At 60.3% G+C, this 15898-nt stretch carries 12 protein-coding genes and 3 pseudogenes; 5 read left to right on the top strand and 10 right to left on the bottom strand.

What is annotated here, in order from left to right; all coding sequences use genetic code 11:
* Window positions 1–396: pseudogene (locus ACCD02_RS20545) on the bottom strand (hypothetical protein); the annotation flags it as partial.
* 72 nt (window positions 397–468) lie between these two features.
* A complete protein-coding gene (locus tag ACCD02_RS20540) occupies window positions 469–1350 on the bottom strand; it encodes a hypothetical protein (RefSeq protein ID WP_413305763.1) in 882 nt (293 codons plus the stop codon).
* Between the two features lie 29 nt (window positions 1351–1379).
* Between ACCD02_RS20540 and ACCD02_RS20535 the strand changes: the two are divergent.
* A pseudogene (locus tag ACCD02_RS20535) lies at window positions 1380–2405 on the top strand (autotransporter outer membrane beta-barrel domain-containing protein); the annotation flags it as partial.
* Between the two features lie 86 nt (window positions 2406–2491).
* On the opposite strand, the gene ACCD02_RS20530 reads toward ACCD02_RS20535, so the two are convergent.
* The 5 genes from ACCD02_RS20530 to acnA all read right to left on the bottom strand — a co-directional run bounded on the left by ACCD02_RS20530 (window position 2492) and on the right by acnA (window position 9564).
* Window positions 2492–2992 (bottom strand): hypothetical protein, encoded by a 501-nt coding sequence (locus tag ACCD02_RS20530; RefSeq protein ID WP_413305760.1) that lies wholly within the window; start codon window positions 2990–2992, stop codon window positions 2492–2494.
* A gap of 32 nt (window positions 2993–3024) precedes the next feature.
* A complete protein-coding gene (locus ACCD02_RS20525) occupies window positions 3025–3393 on the bottom strand; it encodes a hypothetical protein (RefSeq protein ID WP_413305758.1) in 369 nt (122 codons plus the stop codon).
* A 690-nt stretch (window positions 3394–4083) separates the two neighbouring features.
* Complete coding sequence (locus ACCD02_RS20520) at window positions 4084–5649, bottom strand: PAS domain-containing methyl-accepting chemotaxis protein (protein ID WP_413305755.1); 1566 nt, start codon at window positions 5647–5649, stop codon at window positions 4084–4086.
* A 110-nt stretch (window positions 5650–5759) separates the two neighbouring features.
* Complete coding sequence (locus ACCD02_RS20515) at window positions 5760–6548, bottom strand: CPBP family intramembrane glutamic endopeptidase (protein WP_413305752.1); 789 nt, start codon at window positions 6546–6548, stop codon at window positions 5760–5762.
* A 262-nt stretch (window positions 6549–6810) separates the two neighbouring features.
* Window positions 6811–9564 (bottom strand): aconitate hydratase AcnA, encoded by a 2754-nt coding sequence (acnA, locus tag ACCD02_RS20510; protein ID WP_413305750.1) that lies wholly within the window; start codon window positions 9562–9564, stop codon window positions 6811–6813.
* A gap of 183 nt (window positions 9565–9747) precedes the next feature.
* Here acnA and rlmM point away from each other — a divergent pair, with 183 nt between their 5' ends.
* The 3 genes from rlmM (at window position 9748) to pdxB (ending at window position 12421) form a co-directional block, all read left to right on the top strand.
* On the top strand, window positions 9748–10812 hold the full coding sequence (gene rlmM, locus ACCD02_RS20505) for a 23S rRNA (cytidine(2498)-2'-O)-methyltransferase RlmM (RefSeq protein WP_413305747.1): 1065 nt from the start codon (window positions 9748–9750) through the stop codon (window positions 10810–10812).
* Window positions 10813–10970: 158 nt separating this feature from the next.
* The gene (gene tusA, locus ACCD02_RS20500; protein ID WP_259101816.1) at window positions 10971–11225 is read left to right on the top strand and encodes a sulfurtransferase TusA; all 255 of its coding nucleotides are present in this window, start codon (window positions 10971–10973) and stop codon (window positions 11223–11225) included.
* 56 nt (window positions 11226–11281) lie between these two features.
* Complete coding sequence (gene pdxB, locus ACCD02_RS20495; RefSeq protein WP_413305743.1) at window positions 11282–12421, top strand: 4-phosphoerythronate dehydrogenase PdxB; 1140 nt, start codon at window positions 11282–11284, stop codon at window positions 12419–12421.
* Between the two features lie 178 nt (window positions 12422–12599).
* Here pdxB and ACCD02_RS20490 read toward each other — a convergent pair whose 3' ends face one another.
* Complete coding sequence (locus tag ACCD02_RS20490; RefSeq protein ID WP_413305741.1) at window positions 12600–12776, bottom strand: PA1571 family protein; 177 nt, start codon at window positions 12774–12776, stop codon at window positions 12600–12602.
* A gap of 274 nt (window positions 12777–13050) precedes the next feature.
* On the opposite strand from ACCD02_RS20490, the pseudogene ACCD02_RS20485 reads away from it, so the two are divergent.
* A pseudogene (locus ACCD02_RS20485) lies at window positions 13051–14843 on the top strand (ABC transporter transmembrane domain-containing protein).
* A gap of 141 nt (window positions 14844–14984) precedes the next feature.
* Here the strand turns inward: ACCD02_RS20485 and ACCD02_RS20480 are convergent.
* Entirely contained in the window at window positions 14985–15266 is a 282-nt protein-coding gene (locus ACCD02_RS20480) for a pyrimidine/purine nucleoside phosphorylase (protein WP_413305738.1), read from the bottom strand.
* Between the two features lie 88 nt (window positions 15267–15354).
* Window positions 15355–15897, bottom strand: a complete 543-nt coding sequence (locus ACCD02_RS20475; protein ID WP_413305735.1) for an exonuclease domain-containing protein — start codon at window positions 15895–15897, stop codon at window positions 15355–15357.
* Window position 15898: the final 1 nt, after the last annotated feature.

Genomic DNA, 15898 nt, shown 5'->3' with positions numbered 1-15898 from the left:
GGCCAGCAGGGGGTTGCCGGGGGCGGTGCGGTCGACTTCTACCGGGGTTGGCCGGGATTGATTCGTGGTGTTGTTGTTTGTGTTGGTGAGCAGGTACGCAATCCGATGTTTGCCCTCAAGCAGTAAGTTAAGCGGTATTTCAAGCGTCAGAATATCGCCCGGCCTGTCAGTGGGTTGGACAGGATTGATCGGACCTGTGGGTTGGCCATTCCAGAGCAATTGGTAAGTTGTCCCGACGCGGATATCGTTCCAGGCCGCAAAAGTGACCTGTACAGGCGCATTTAGGGCGCTGAGCGGCAGCAGACCGTCTTCGTTCAGGGCGATCGCTATGTTGAGGAGAGGGAGGTTGTCGTCAACCTCACCGCTATAAACCTGGATTTGTTGTTGCGGATACATAAGTAAACTCCTTGTATTACTAAAATTCAGAGCCCGTTATCGCTGCTATGGCGATAACGGGTGTCCAATTGATTACTCAGACGCAGCGGCGAGCCAGTTGCAGCGTTTGCCAGCGATAGTCATGTCGATGGGTACACGTGTGGTTCTGGAAGTGGCAGCGCTTTGATTGCTGCCTGCAGCTGGCACTACTTTGAAAAAAGCCTCGCCAAAGCCGAAACAGATTCGTTTGAGATTATCCAGCGGAACAGTGAAGGCGTAACCATTGATCACGTCGTTTCTATCCAGTGTTCGTTCACCAAAAAAGTCGGCTGCTGGAAGAGGATTATTCGTTTCGTCGAAGGCCTTGAAAGTGAATTCAAGGGTTTGCCCTTCGCGAATATTCAAGTACGGAGCGATGGTCACTACTGCGCCGTTGGGGTTTTCGATAGGACCGACGTAGCCTTCTGGTGTTGTATTGAATGTTGGGCCGTTCGGGCCATCGACACCTCCGGGCATTTCATCCTTGGAGCGCACCACGACGTCTTGTACGGGAGACTCTTTCGGATTGGGATTACCCAGGCGGGTCAAGGTATAGAACACGGGGATTTGCGCACCGGTCCCTTGAGCTTTCATCGTTGCATTAGGGATCGGCAGGATCAGGTCCCGCTGTGCACTGATATCGCTGGCCTTGATTTGATACCAGGCGAGGATGGTTTCACCGCCCCAATAGAGGTTCAGTTCATCGCTGAGGGCAAAACCGGTCTTCCATTTGATAATGGCTCGGCTATTAAGCTCGTAATCATCCTCATCAATGAAGTTATCGTCAGTATTCGGGTTCGATGCGCTGCTGCCTTGAATGACAGGTGCGTCCAGTTCGCTGGGGCCAGGCAAGGTGACAAAGACGTCGATACTGCTCTCCAGCGATGTGCCGAAAAGCTCCCCGGCCTTGTGCACCGAATAGGTCACATGCGCCACGCCTTCCGCTTTTGCGGCAATCGTCAGATACCGAAGGCGGTGGTGCCCGCTTCAATCTGCTCGGTGGTCGGGTGGATCTGGGGGCGTATTCCTATCTGCTTGAGCAACAGGGCCATGACTGGTTCATTGTCGGTGATGGCAAGACCATCAGTCCGACGGCCCGTTCGGCCCTGGCATTGTTCAACGCGGCGCCGACCATCTGGATGAGTGAGCTGTCGACCTTGCGCAGTCGCATGGGTGAGGTGCGTGGCAGTGAACAGGGCGGTGGCTGGATTCGTGCCTATGGCAATCGCTTCAATGCCACCACCAGTGATGGCGTCGATTATCGGCAGAAGCAGAGCGGTCTTTCGTTCGGTGCCGATGCGCCAGTGCCCACTGCCAGTGGCCAGTTATTGCTGGGCCTGATGGGCGGTTACAGCAAGTCGGACCTGGACCTGAGCCGCGGTACCACCGGGACGGTCAATAGCTACTATGTGGGCGCCTATGGCACCTGGCTGTCGGAGGATGGCTATTACCTGGACGGGGTGCTCAAGCTCAACCGGTTCCGCAATGAGTCCGATGTGGCCATGAGCGATGCGAGCAAGAGCAAGGGTGACTATGACAACTCGGCCATCGGTGGCTCGGTGGAGTTCGGTCGGCATATCAAGCTGGACGATGATTACTTCCTCGAGCCTTTTGCCCAGTTGGCGACGGTGCATATCCAGGGCGATCGCTATCGCATGGATAACGGCCTGCAGGCGAAGAACAACCGTACCCAGTCGACCCTTGGCAAGGTCGGCAGCACCCTCGGCAAGCGTGTGCAGCTCAAGGATGGCGGGCTGTTGCAGCCTTATGTGCGGGTAGCCGTGGCCCACGAGTTCTCGCGGCGCAACGAGGTCAGGATCAATGACACGAGCTTCGACAACAACCTGTTCGGCTCCCGTGCCGAAGTGGGGGCGGGTGTGGCGGTGTCGTTGTCCGAGCGTCTGCAACTGCACGCGGACTTCGACTACATGAAGGGCAAGGACGTCGAGCAACCGTGGGGGGCTAATCTCGGGCTGCGTCTGGCCTTCTGATCAAGCTGATGTGAGCTCGCCCGATGTGCGTATCGGGTGACTTTCAGGGCTCCTGCGTCGCCGCAGGGGCCCTGTTTTTTTATGGGTCAGGTGGTCAATGAAGTGCACTGGCTGTAGTAGCGCATATCGATCATCGCGCCACAGGTAGCGGAGCGCCGCTCGGTCTTTTTGCGCATCACCCGGTAGTGGGCTTCGGCGCGGCCATAGCCGACGGCGATCAGGTTTTCCCTGGGGATGAAGAAGTGCAGGCCCTGTTGCATATGCTGGTGCATGACCAGTTGGGTCTGGGTGAATTCGGCCCGGGCCACCTGCATGCCGCCGACAGCCCGGTCGAAAAACGTCACGCAGGCCAGCACGGCGTCGCCGATTTTCATGGCCGGGTAAGGCTTGACCTTGAGGCAGGTGCCCATGGGGCTGAGGATCGGGCAGATCGAGTTGCTGCTGTTGGCCTGGGGAAAGAGCGGTGGGCAAAGCGGGTCTGTCGATTGTTTGTGCGCTGGTTGCGACGCCTGTGGGTCGTCTGTTTCAAGTTCCGGCGCCAGCCATTCATCCTGATGGTCTGGGCACGGGGATTTCAGTGGTGGCATATGCAGATCCTCCTCTGCAACGAGTAGTGGGTTCAGCTCTCGGTGTCGCGCTGGCGTGCCGGGTCCCGTTGGACGATGACCCGTGTTGCCGGAGATGTGCCGATCTTCTTGTCCCGGCGCAAGACCTCGAAATACACATCGACCAGGCCGTACTGGATATGGTTGAGAAAGCCGTAAGCGACGCACAGCACACGCACGGTGGCGGTCATGCCGACCGCATGCATGATGCGGGTCGAGGAGCGGTTCATGCCCCAGTGGAAGACGATTGTGTCGCCTTCGGCCATTTGTGGTGAACCGGGGATATGGATGCAGATACCGGCCCAGGCCTGGGCATGGCTGATGTTTTGTGGGTCGAGGTTGGGCAGGCGCGGGGCTTGCAGGGTGTTGGAGATGTCTTGCACCCAGGGTCGATGGGGCGCAGGTATGTCGTGGTCCTTTGTGGACGGCGCGGCTGAGACCGTATTTTCTTCGCGGGATATATCGTGTTGTTCAACTGATTGGCCTGAGGGGCTGGCTGGGTCGTGTATGTTCATCATCGGCTCCTGTATTAACCATTGGGCAATAAATAGTTAACTACGAATGTTCGTCGTTTTATTTGGTGACAAACATTACAGGGGCTAATAGTCGTGTGCGTCAAGTTGGAGGGTTTTGGCTGCAATAGTGTTCAAATGGGCAGCAGTGGATGTTGCAATTTATTGCGCAGTGGAGGGTTTTTCTCGTTGTAAATGGTCTGTATTGCCCGTGCGGCAAGGGATGTGGCGATCGGTGGTGTGAGAGGCTATTGCCAGGAGGCTCAGCTTTTCTGTAGGAAGGCTGTAGGAGATTAGTCATAAATAAGCTGTTATTGGTGGTAGTGAAACGTCCTAGGAAACTGCCTACTTGAATATCAGAAAATACACTCAGTATTAATATATTAGTCTGTCATTCAAATGTGTTGTTTTGTTGGGAGCTGTAGTTCGTATGAATATATGGGGTGGCTCGGGCTTCCGCCGTGGAATGAGATCCCGTAGGGGCGGTGTTGTCGCAAGCCGTGATGTCATTCCGCGAAAGCAGGCCCCCACCCATGTCAGGGGCCTGGCAGTATGACCGTCCTAGCGGTTAAAACGCTCCACCAGCGAGTACTGGGTATTGGCGGTATCGGTCAGTTCGCCGCTGAGTCTGGCCGAGCGCTGGGCTTCGTCTGCGGTCTGATCGGCCAGTTGCGAGATGGTGGCGATATTGCGGCTGATCTCGTCGGCCACGGCGCTTTGCTCCTCGGTGGCGGCGGCGATCTGGGTGGTCATGTCGGTGATATTGGCCACGGCCTCGCTGATGCCGATCAACGCCTGGTCCGCTTCCAGAACGCGGGCAACGCCTTCTTCGGCCTGGCGATGGCCGGAGTTCATGGTTTGCACGGCGTTGTTGGCGGTTTGTTGCAGCTTGGCGATCAGGCCATGGATCTGCCCGGTGGATTCGGTGGTGCGTTGCGCCAATTGGCGGACCTCGTCGGCAACCACGGCAAAGCCGCGACCCATTTCCCCGGCGCGTGCCGCTTCGATGGCGGCGTTGAGCGCCAGCAGGTTGGTCTGGTCGGCGATGCCCTTGATCACATCGACCACGCCACCGATTTCGTCGCTGTCCTTGGCCAGTTGAGTCACAGTCAGGCCGGTCTCGCCTACGGACGTCGACAGGCGTTGAATGGCTTCGCGGGTTTCGCTGGCAATGTCACGACCGCGACGGGTCAGTTCATTGGCCTGCTGAGTGGCATCGGCGGTGCGTTGTACGTGGTTGGCGACTTCCTGAGTGGTCGCGGCCATCTGGTTGATGGCAGTGGCTACCTGTTCGGTCTCGACGCGCTGGCGTTCCAGGCCGGTGGAGCTGGAGTGGGCCAGGGAGTTGGAGGTGCGGGCCTGGCCGTTGAGCTGCTCGGCGGTGTCCTGCAGGCGGGTCAGGCAGGTTTTCAGACGGGCTTCCTGGCTGAGGATGGACATCTCCAGGCGCGCCTGAGGGCCACGGCTGTCGGTGTACATCTGCGCGATCAATGGGTCCGAGGTAGTTTGTTCGGCCAGGCGCAGCAGGCGCTTGATGCCGCGCTGCTGCCAGGTCAGGCCCAGCAGTCCGAGCGGTACGGAAACCGCCGCCGCCAGGACAAAGCCCCAATGCGAGTTGAGCCACACGCCAATCAGGAAGCTGATCTGGCTGACCATGATGAAGGGTAGCCAGTCCTGCAGCACCGGCAGCCATTTGTCCTGGTTCGGGATGGCGGACTTGCCCTTGTTGATACGCTCATACAGTGCTTCGGCGCGCTTGATCTGTTCGGCGGTAGGCTTGACCCGCACCGACTCAAAGCCCACGACCTGGTTATTTTCGTACATCGGCGTGACGTAGGCGTTGACCCAGTAATGGTCACCGTTCTTGCAACGGTTCTTGACGATGCCCATCCAGGGTTGCCCCTGTTTGAGGGTCGTCCACATATGTTCAAAGACGGCCGGTGGCACGTCGGGATGGCGCACGATGTTATGGGGAGCGTTGAGCAGCTCTTCACGGGTAAAACCGCTGATTTCAACGAACGCTTCGTTGCAGTAGGTGACCACCCCTTTGGCGTTGGTGGTAGAGATCAACCGCTGTTGCGCCGGGAAGGTACGTTCGCGTTGAGTGACGGGCTGGTTATTGCGCATGAGCTGATGAGATCCGCATAGGCTTTCGAGGTTTATCGGCAGCGATGTCGATAAATTGAGGCGAAGGGTGGGTGGCGGTCAGGGCACACTCGTTTGAATGTGCCGGTCGCTCACTCCAGCATCGGGTAGCTGAACAGGCCGAAATGCACCAGATTCAGACCGAAATGGGTGAGCAGTGCCGCCGGCAGGCCGCCCCGCCGATAAGCCATGCCGTAGCCGACACCGGCCAATGTCGCGAGGAACATCCATTGCCATCCACCTCCAATGTGGGCCAGACCGAACAGTGCAGCAGCGCACCCCAGGGCCAGGGTGTCGCCGTGTGCGATACCTTTGAGTAAACGTTGCAAGCCGCCTTGAATATAGCCGCGAAACAGCAGCTCTTCAGTCAGACTCACCAAAAGCAGGTTGTTTGCCAGCCATAGTGCCGTGGTATCCGGCCATTTTGGCGACCAGATAACGACCCCCAGAGACATCGCCAGCGCCATGCAGGCCACAGTGGTGAGTATCAGTGTGGTTAATGCGATTCGCAGCGTGCGCCCGGTGCAGACGCCCGTCGCCACCCAGGGGCAGCCCAGCAGCAGCCAGAAGCCGATCAGCGGTTTGTCGAGGTTGAGGTACATCGTGAAGGGCACCGCATCGGCGCTGAAACGCGTGGCCGCAATCACTCGAGCGTTGGCGAAGCCGGGCAACCAGTGTGCGGCCAGGGCGATCGCCAGCACTACAAACAGGCCGTGACCGAGCCAGCGGACATGCTTTGGCTGCGCCGTGCGGGTGCATACAGCCGCCACCGCCAGCAGGGCAAAACCGAGAATTGCCGACGCTTGCAATTGACCGTAGGCCAAGGCAAGGCCGTAGCCCAGGGCGAGTAAAACGAAAGCGGTCCAGCGGATAACAGGCAAGACAAACTCCACAATGCCGTTTGGGGCGCGGCGGAGTTTAGCTCTGAATAGCCCCCGTGAGGTCGCTACTTTGGATGTAGGCGGTACTCCTATCAAACACGACACAAATACCTGAATTGAAACGCGACCTTGTAGGAGCTGCCGTAGGCTGCGAAAACGATGGGAAGCCATTCGCAGCCTACGGCAGCTCCTACAGGTCAGTGTCTGCTGCACGACAGCACGGCGTGAGCGATGTCGCGGCAGCTGCAACGGGATTCCCCATTCAGGCGGCAGCGTTACCAATCAACTGCCGCAACACATAATGCAGAATCCCTCCCGCCTTGAAGTATTCCACTTCATTGAGGGTGTCGATCCTGCACAGCACGTCAAAGCGCTCCCGGCTGCCGTCTTCGCGCACGATTTCCAGGTCCAGGCGCATCCCCGGTTGCAGGTCGGCATGGCTCAGGCCGCTGATATTCAGGGTTTCCCTGCCGGTGAGCTTGAGGGTCTTGCGGCTTTGGCCATTATTGAATTGCAGCGGCAGCACGCCCATGCCTACCAGGTTGGAGCGGTGGATGCGTTCGAAGCTTTCGGCAAGCACCGCCTTGACCCCCAGCAGATTGGTGCCCTTGGCTGCCCAGTCGCGGCTGGAACCGGTACCGTATTCTTGCCCTGCGATGACGACCAAGGGTGTGCCTTCGCTCTGATAACGCATGGCTGCGTCATAGATCGGCAGTTTTTCGTCGGTCGGTACGTGCAAGGTAAAGCCGCCTTCTTCGCCGCCGAGCATTTCGTTGCGGATGCGGATATTGGCAAAGGTGCCGCGCATCATCACTTGATGGTTGCCCCGGCGTGAGCCGTAGGAGTTGAAGTCCCGGGGCTCCACGCCTTGCTGGCGCAGGTAGCGGCCCGCCGGGCTGTCGGCCTTGATATTACCGGCCGGGGAGATGTGGTCGGTGGTTACCGAGTCGCCGAGCAGGGCGAGAATTCGTGCACCGCCGATGTCCTCGATGACCGGCAGCGGCCCGCCGATATTTTCGAAGAACGGCGGGTGCTGAATATAGGTGGAGTCATCCTGCCAGACATAAGTTGCCGCCTGAGGCACTTCGATGGCTTGCCACTGGGCATCCCCGGCGAACACTTCGGCGTACTCTTTATGGAACATGCCGGTATTGACCTGCTCCACTGCGGCGGCGATTTCTTTCTGGGTCGGCCAGATATCGCGCAGATAGACCGGCTTGCCGTCGGAGCCGGTGCCCAATGGCTCGCTGCTCAGATCGATGCGCACGCTGCCTGCCAGGGCATAGGCCACCACCAGGGGCGGCGAGGCCAGCCAGTTGGTCTTGACCAGCGGATGCACGCGACCTTCGAAGTTGCGGTTGCCGGACAGCACCGAGGCCACGGTGAGGTCGGAGGTCTGGATGGCTTTCTCGATAGGCTCCGGCAGTGGCCCGGAGTTGCCGATACAGGTGGTGCAGCCGTAGCCGACCAGATCGAAGCCCAGGGCGTCAAGGTATTGAGTCAGCCCGGCGGCGTGGTAGTAATCGGTCACGACCTTGGAGCCGGGGGCCAGGGAGCTTTTCACCCAAGGCTTGCGTTGCAGGCCTTTTTCCACGGCTTTCTTCGCCACCAGACCAGCCGCCATCATCACGCTGGGGTTGGACGTGTTGGTGCAGGAGGTGATTGCGGCGATGACCACCGCGCCGTTTTTCAGGCGATAGGTATGGCCTTCATATTCATAGTCGGCTTCGTCAGTGACCTGATCGGCATTGCCGACCGCGACACCGCCGCCACCTTCGCTTTCCAGGCGGCTTTCCGCGTGCTTGGGCGGCGCCAGTTGCAGGCCGAGGAAGTCAGTGAAGGCCTGGGGCACATCGGGCAGGGCGACTCGGTCCTGTGGGCGTTTTGGCCCGGCCAGGCTGGCGACGACCTGATCCATGTTCAGTTCCAGGCTGTCGCTGAACGCGGGTTCCGCCCCCGGCAGGCGCCACAGGCCCTGGGCCTTGCAGTAAGCCTCGACCAGTTTGACCGTTTCCGCCGGGCGTCCGGACAGGCGCAGGTAGTCCAGGGTTACATCATCCACCGGGAAGAAGCCGCAGGTCGCGCCGTATTCCGGGGCCATATTGGCCAGGGTGGCGCGGTCGGCCAGGGGCAGATCGGCCAGGCCGTCGCCGTAGAATTCGACGAATTTGCCCACTACGCCTTTCTTGCGCAGCATTTGTGTGACGGTCAGCACCAGGTCGGTGGCGGTGATGCCTTCCTTGAGCTTGCCGGTCAGTTTGAAGCCGATCACTTGCGGGATCAGCATCGACACCGGCTGGCCGAGCATCGCCGCTTCCGCCTCGATACCGCCCACGCCCCAGCCAAGCACGCCGAGGCCGTTGATCATGGTGGTGTGGGAGTCGGTGCCGACCAGGGTGTCGGGGAAGGCATAGGTGCGGCCGTCCTCGTCCTTGGTCCAGACGGTACGGCCGAGGTATTCCAGGTTGACCTGGTGGCAGATACCGGTGCCCGGCGGCACCACGCTGAAGTTGTCGAAGGCGCTCTGGCCCCAGCGCAGGAAGGCATAACGTTCGCCGTTGCGTTGCATTTCGATATCAACGTTCTGGGCAAAGGCGCTGGGGTCGCCGAACTTGTCGACCATCACCGAGTGGTCGATGACCAGGTCCACCGGCGACAGCGGGTTGATGCGCTGCGGATCGCCTCCGGCCTTGGCCACGGCGGCGCGCATGGCGGCCAGATCGACCACCGCAGGGACGCCGGTGAAGTCCTGCATCAGTACCCGCGCCGGACGGTATTGAATCTCCCGGTCCGAACTGCGCGTGCCGAGCCAGGCGGCCAGGGCCTTGAGGTCGTCGCCGGTGACGGTCTTGCCGTCCTCCCAGCGCAGCAGGTTTTCCAGCAACACTTTCAGGGACATGGGCAGCTTGTCCAGGTCGCCCAGGCTGCGGGCGGCGTCAGGCAGGCTGAAGTAGTGGTAGGTCTTGTTATCGACTTGCAGGGTTTTGAGGCTTTTCAGGCTATCGAGCGAAGACATGAAAATAACTCCCGAACGGTCCGCACGGTTACGGACTGGATGAGGTCGCCAAATGACGGCGTTGTCAGGCTGGTTCTATGCACTGGACCGCTTGGCAGCGCCAGTGGTTCCTGATTCGGCTATCATGCGCGCCTTTGAAGTCTGTGGGGTGACGCCCCGACCCCCTGGTTTTTGGAGTTGCCCATGAACACCCTGTTGATGCATTGCCGGCCCGGTTTCGAGGGGGAGGTCTGCTCGGAAATTGCCGAACACGCCGCCCGCCTGAATGTCGCCGGTTATGCCAAGGCCAAGCCTGACAGCGCCTGCGCCGAATTCATCTGCACCGAGCCGGACGGGGCTGAGCGCCTGATGCAGGGCCAGCGGTTCGCCGAACTGATCTTCCCCCGGCAGTGGGCGCGTGGGGTGTTCGTCGATTTGCCGGAAACCGACCGCATCAGCGTGATTCTGGCGCACATGACCGACTTCCCGGTCTGCGGCAGCCTGTGGCTGGAGGTGGTGGACACCAATGATGGCAAGGAATTGTCGACCTTCTGCAAGAAGTTCGAGGCACCGCTGCGCAAGGCCTTGACCCAGGCCGGCAAGTTGCAGGACGACCCGCGCAAGCCGCGTCTGCTACTGACTTTCAAGAGCGGTCGCGAGGTATTCCTCGGCCTGGCCGACGCCGGTAACTCGGCCATGTGGCCCATGGGTATCCCGCGCCTGAAGTTTCCCCGTGAAGCGCCGAGCCGTTCGACCCTGAAGCTGGAAGAGGCCTGGCATCACTTCATTCCTCGCGACCAATGGGACGAGCGTCTGTCCAGCGACATGACCGGCGTCGACCTCGGTGCCGCGCCAGGTGGCTGGACCTATCAACTTGTACGTCGGGGCATGCTGGTCACCGCCATCGACAACGGGCCGATGGCCGAAAGCCTTATGGATACGGGGCTGGTCCAGCACTTGATGGCTGATGGCTTCACCTACAAGCCACGACAGCCGGTCGACTGGATGGTCTGCGATATCGTCGAGAAACCGGCTCGCAATGCCGCGCTGCTGGAAACCTGGCTCGGTGAAGGACTCTGCCGTGAGGCCGTAGTCAACCTCAAGCTGCCGATGAAGCAGCGCTACGCCGAGGTACGCCGCCTGCTGGAACGCATCAAGGAGGGCTTCCGTGAGCGCGGGGTCAAGGTTTCCATTGGTTGCAAGCAGCTGTATCACGACCGCGAGGAAGTGACCTGTCATTTGCGCCGGCTTGATATCAAGCGCAAATGATATGAGCAGGGCCGTTGGAGCGAGGCTTGCCCGCGAATTGAGCCACGCGGTAAGTCAGGCATACCGTGCCGTGGCCTTCGCGGGCAAGCCTCGCTCCAACGGATGTTCCTGGCCAGGCGGAATTGAGCGACAATGCCCGCCAGTTTTTGGAGTCCCTCATGCCTGAATCCATCGAAAGCCTGGCCGTGGACGCTGTCCTCGATGCCAGCGGCCTCAACTGCCCTGAACCGGTGATGATGCTGCACCAGAAAGTCCGCGACCTGCCTGCTGGCGGGCTGCTCAAGGTCATTGCCACTGACCCCTCGACCCGTCGCGATATTCCCAAGTTCTGCGTTTTTCTCGGCCATGAACTGGTCGAACAGCAGGCTCAGGAAGGCACGTTCCTGTACTGGATCCGCAAGAAGCAGGATTGATCCTGCTGCCCGCTATCGCGCCTGTCTGCGCTTCCGCCACTGCCTGGAGTCCCATCATGCGAATCGTCGCTGACGAAAATATCCCGTTGCTCGATGCCTTCTTCGGCCATCTGGGCGATATCCATCGTCTGCCGGGCCGCTCCATTGATCGTGCGGCGGTGGCCGAGGCCGATATCCTGCTGGTGCGCTCGGTAACGCCGGTTACCCGGCAACTGCTCGAAGGCAGCCCGGTGCGGTTTGTCGGCACCTGCACCATCGGCACCGATCATCTGGCCCTGGATTATTTCGCCGAGGCGGGCATTCAGTGGTCCAGCGCTCCAGGCTGTAACGCCCGTGGGGTGGTGGACTATGTGCTGGGCAGCCTGCTGACCCTGGCGGAGATCGAAGGTGCTGATCTGGCGGCACGCACGTATGGCGTGGTCGGCGCCGGACAGGTCGGCGGGCGTCTGGTCAAGGTCCTGCAGGGCCTGGGCTGGAAGGTGCTGGTGTGCGATCCGGTACGCCAGGCGGCCGAAGGCGGTGATTACGTGAGCCTCGAGCAGATCATCGAGCAGTGCGATGCCATCAGTCTGCACACCCCCCTGGACAAGGGCGGCGAGCACCCGACCTGGCACCTGTTCGATGCCGCGCGTCTGCGCCAATTGCGCCAGGGCTGCTGGCTGATCAATGCCAGCCGTGGCCCGGTGGTGGATAACGCGGCGCTGCACGAGGTACTGCTCGATCGCGAGGACCTGCAGGCGGTGCTGGATGTCTGGGAAGGTGAACCGAAGGTCAATACCGGCCTGGCCGACCTGTGTGTTATCGGCACGCCGCATATCGCCGGTTACAGCCTCGATGGCCGCCAACGCGGCACCGCGCAGATTTATCAGGCGCTTTGCGCATTTCTCGGCCAGGGCGCGACTGTCAGCCTCGCCGACCTGCTGCCGCAGCCCTGGCTGGCCGAAGTCACCCTGGACAGCGCTACCGACCCGACCTGGGCCTTGAACATGCTGTGTCGTGGTGTCTATGACCCGCGTCGTGACGATGCGGATTTTCGTCGCAGCCTGGTTGACGCGGTCAGCCAGCCGGTGGCCTTCGATGCCTTGCGCAAGCATTACCCGCCGCGTCGCGAGATCGATGGGTTGACGGTGAAGATCAAGGGCGATGCGCCGCAGTTGGTGCGGCTGGTGTCGGCCCTGGGTGCGACCCTGGCGTAATGACAGGCGCCGTTGGAGCGCGAATTGCCCGCGAAGAGGTCAGTACGTCCGATACCTTTTTCATCGTTGAAAGATGGTTTTCGCGGGCAAGCCTGGCTCCAACAACGTCATTTTTGGCTGCTTTAAAAAAAGAAAAACCCGACAACTGGGTCGGGTTTCAAGTGTTTTTTTTGTCGCGTCAATCTTGTTTTTCCGGTTTGACCCAGTGCTTGTCGCATTCCTGGCAGGCGGCCTGAACCATCTCTTCGGTGATCAGGATTTCCCGCCCATCCTTGTCGAGAACCGCCCCGCCTACATGTAGGTTAGGGTTGGCTCGAACGACCTGGACTTGATTACTGCTGTCTTGCAAGCTCATGGTCTTTCTCCTCATCGGCTCATCAGGTAGTGCTCAAGCTACTGTCGCTTGATGACCACGGCATGACATCTGCGTGTGCCTCAAGCGCGTCTTCACTCCACCAGAAACGGTGGCTGGCTGCCAGTGTCGGCTTAGATCAATCCAATCTAAAACCCTGACTATTAACCTGACTCGTCGCGTGCGGCAGAGTTCATCCGTGCCGGTGCCGACGTGACCGGTGATTAGGTGTAGGCTCTGCCGCTAATGTGCACAGCCGCAGGCTGGTGGAGGTTTCATGGTTGCAGTTTTTTCCGCACGCCAGCGTCAGGCAATCCGCCTCGCAGCGCGGTTTATCGCGCCTTATCGCTGGCGGGCATTCGGGGCCCTGGTGGCGCTGATCGTCACCGCCGGTATCACCCTGTACATGGGGCAGGGCATCCGACTGATGGTCGATCACGGTTTCATGACCCGCTCGCCACAGTTGCTTAACGAGTCCATCGGTCTGTTCATGTTACTGATCGTGGCGTTGGCCATCGGCACCTTCTCGCGTTTTTACCTCGTGTCCTGGATTGGCGAACGAGTGGTGGCGGACCTGCGCAGGAAAGTCTTCGATCATCTCATCGAGCTGCATCCGGGTTTCTACGAGAACAACCGCAGCTCCGAGATCCAGTCGCGCCTGACTGCCGATACCACGCTCTTGCAGTCGGTGATCGGCTCGTCGCTGTCGATGTTCCTGCGCAACGTGCTGATGGTGATCGGCGGCATCATTCTGTTGTTCATCACCAATCCCAAGTTGACCAGTATCGTGGTGGTGGCATTGCCCCTGGTGGTGGCGCCGATCCTGATTTTCGGTCGCCGTGTGCGCACGCTGTCGCGACAGAGTCAGGACCGGGTCGCCGATGTCGGCAGTTACGTCGCCGAGGCCCTGGGCCAGATCAAGACGGTACAGGCCTACAACCATCAACAGCAGGACAAGCAACGCTTTGCCGTGACCGCCGAGGAAGCCTTCGAGACCGCGCGCAAGCGCATTCTGCAGCGTTCCTGGCTGATTACCCTGGTGATCGTGCTGGTGCTGGGAGCGGTGGCGGTGATGCTCTGGGTCGGCGGCATGGACGTGATCGAGGGTACTATTTCCAGTGGTGAGCTGGCTGCATTTGTGTTCTACAGCCTGATTGTCGGCAGTTCCTTCGGCACCCTCAGTGAGGTGCTTGGCGAGTTGCAACGGGCAGCCGGTGCGGCTGAGCGCATTGGCGAACTGTTGCAGGCGCGCAGTGAGATCCATGCGCCGGTCAGCGATCTGCTGAGGTTGCCGCAGCGGGTCAGCGGTAACCTGGAGCTGCAGGAAGTCAGCTTTGCCTACCCGTCGCGACCCGAGCGCAACGCAGTCGATGCCCTGAGCCTGACCATCAATGCCGGCGAGACCCTGGCCCTGGTCGGACCTTCAGGCGCCGGTAAATCGACCCTGTTCGACCTGCTGCTGCGCTTCTATGACCCGCAGCGGGGCCAGGTGCTTATCGAGGGCATGCCGATTCAGCGTCTCGATCCTCTGGACCTGCGCCGCTGTTTCGCCCTGGTCTCCCAGAGCCCGGCGCTGTTCTTCGGCAGCGTCGAAGACAACATCCGCTACGGCAACCCGGCGGCCACTTTCGAGCAGGTCGAAGCGGCGGCGCGCATCGCCCATGCCCATGAGTTCATCATGGAACTGGCCGACGGCTACAAGACCCATCTGGGCGACGGCGGTTCAGGCCTGTCCGGCGGCCAGCGTCAGCGTCTGGCAATTGCCCGGGCGCTGGTGGTGGATGCGCCGATCCTGCTGCTGGACGAAGCCACCAGCGCGCTGGATGCGCAGAGCGAGTACCTGATTCAGGAAGCCTTGCCGAGCCTGATGCAGGGTCGCACTACTCTGGTCATCGCCCACCGCCTGGCGACGGTGCAGAATGCCGACCGCATTGCGGTGATCGATCAGGGGCGTCTTGTGGCGATAGGCACGCATCAGCAACTGATCGCCAGCAACCCGCTGTATGCGCGGTTGGCGGCGTTGCAGTTCAATGCGCGGGAGGGCGCTTCCTAGATCGGTTGCCGGGGTAAAACGGTTTGCGTAGGAGCTGCCGAAGGCTGCGAAAGCGGTGTGCCGGATAAGACCGTTCGCAGCCTTCGGCAGCTCCTACAGACCCTGAATCTGCCGCACAACGGTGCCGTACTCAGGATCCGGTTCAGAAAGCAGCGGTCTTAACGGTACTCACACAGATAAGCCGTATCCACGGCCACTTTCAGCTGAAACTTGCTGTTGGCCGGAACATTGAACTGGTCGCCGGTCTTGAAGGTTTCCCAGTCGCTGCTGTCCGGAAGTTTGACGGTCAGCTCGCCCGAGATCACGTGCATGATTTCGCGCTTGGCTGTGCCGAACTCGTATTCGCCCGCGGCCATCACACCAATGGTCGCTTCGCCTTCAGCCTGGGCGAACGCGATGGATTTCACGGTGCCATCGAAGTATTCGTTGACTTTGAACATGGGTATTTTCTCGGGTAAGGGGCAAAAAGAGGCGGCCAGTATGCCCAAGGCTTCTGTCATCGTCACCCTTTGAGCAAATGCGTATTGTTCAACGCGGCAGGATCAGCGGCAACAGCCGGCCGGTATTGCGCGCGTCAGCCAGGGCGCGGTGTTGTTGCCCGCTGAACTGCATTCCGGCCAGTTGCAGCGCGGCATTCAGGCCCGGGGCACGTTGCAGCTGGCGGGCCTGGGCGAAGCGCTGCTTGAGGTTGACGTAGGGCATGCCGCTCAGCACGCTGGTCAGCTCGTGCTGGCGCCATTCTTCTTGCAATTGGTGCTTGTCATATTCACCCCAACTGGCCCAGCCCATCACCCGGCCCTGATGATGGGCCAGCCAGCGTTCGAACTGCGGCCATACCGTGGTCAAGGGCGCGGCTGTATCGATATTGTCCTGGGTGATGTGGGTCAGTTCGCGGCAGAAGTGGGTCAGCAGGGGGCGCCGCTGCGGGCGGACGAAGCGTTCGAAGTGGTCCAGCTCGCGTCCGTCCTGATTGACCAGTGTGGCGCCGATCTCAATGATTTCCATCTCAGCCACAGGCCAGCCACCTTCTTCGGTGGTCGCCTCCAGATCAATAACCAGCCAGTGCGGCATA

The sequence above is a fragment of the Pseudomonas sp. Pseusp88 genome (assembly GCF_047303955.1).
GTDB lineage: Bacteria > Pseudomonadota > Gammaproteobacteria > Pseudomonadales > Pseudomonadaceae > Aquipseudomonas.
This window is presented reverse-complemented; position numbering and strand designations above follow the sequence as displayed.